This window comes from Vibrio sp. Vb1554, assembly GCF_033344235.1.
Genome location: NZ_JAWPOJ010000311.1, coordinates 1 through 1,182, shown reverse-complemented (window position 1 = coordinate 1,182; position 1,182 = coordinate 1). Strand labels below are relative to the sequence as shown.

The 1,182-nt window shown below is 46.6% G+C and carries 1 protein-coding gene and 1 pseudogene; both read left to right on the top strand.

The features are described 5' to 3' along the window. Nucleotides 1-838 (top strand): helix-turn-helix domain-containing protein (locus tag R8N28_RS25885; protein WP_318183740.1); only part of this gene is annotated, 838 nt, incomplete at its 5' end. A 169-nt stretch (nucleotides 839-1,007) separates the two neighbouring features. Beyond that, nucleotides 1,008-1,182: pseudogene (locus R8N28_RS25880) on the top strand (HlyD family type I secretion periplasmic adaptor subunit); the annotation flags it as partial.

The window sequence follows — 1,182 nt, the reverse complement described above, 5'->3', positions numbered from 1 at the left end:
AAAGAAAGAGCTCGACATGCAAACCCATGTCGGCCCAAAAATGATTGGTCACAGTAAAGTCATGGTGAGTATTCGCCGAGCCTTAATCAGCGCACCGACGAACCAACCTCTGATTTTCGTGGGACAAGACGGCACTGGTCGCCGATTAGCTGCGCAATTTGCTCACGATATTCACGCCACACCAGACAGCGAGCTGATTGCAGCATCAGGTGAAGACCTTTACGAACTGTCGCTAGATGCACTCGACAAAGCCATTGACCACCTGACGGAAGACTCAAACCGTTGCAGTTTGTACCTGCACAGCGCAGAACATATCTCGCTCGCACAGTGGCAATGCCTGTTTAACCACCCGAAATTGGAGCGCGTATTTGGTGCGACGACCAAGGTTGATGCCGATGTTAAAACGTTCGCAACGCTCATCCACTTACCAACGCTGGATGAACGCAAAGAAGATATTGGCCCACTTTACAAACACTTCGTACGTCATGCAGCAAGCCGTTATCAGCTGCAACCACCGCACATCAGTTTGGACGAAGTACGCCGAATTACAGAGCTTTCTTGGCCAGAAAACGTTAAACAACTGCGCCAATTTGCGGAGCTGCGCGCTCTCAAACCTGAGACTTTTCGCATGGAAGATTGGGACAGTGAAAAGAGCATCGAAATTCAGAGCATGACTCAACGCACAGAACACTTTGAATATTGTCTGTTATTTGATGCATTACAGCGACACAGAGGCAGACTTAAAGAGGTTCAACTAGAATTACAGGTGTCACGCAAGACCTTGTACGACAAACTAAAAAAACATCAGTTGGACAAATCGAAGTTTAAGGCTCAGTAGCAATACCTCAAAATCTCTTTAGCCTTTCAGCAAGAACGGGCTGAAGCCAGACGGGTAACCAGAGCGAATGTCCTCTGTTACTTATTTTTATTAGCCGGAATGCTGACATGATCGGGTAATAATAATAAGATCAAAAAGATAATCCGTATTTATATAAGCAGAGAATGTGATGAGCCGAGACAACTACAACAAACTCAGCAATGATGAGCTGGATTTTGTCGATGACAAAACCGCCGCACTGCTTCTCAACACCCCAAATAGTGCCCGACTAATGTTGTGGGTTATGGTGTTGTTTTTTGTTGCAGCCATTGGTTGGGCGTCGTGGGCACAGATCGACCAAGTCA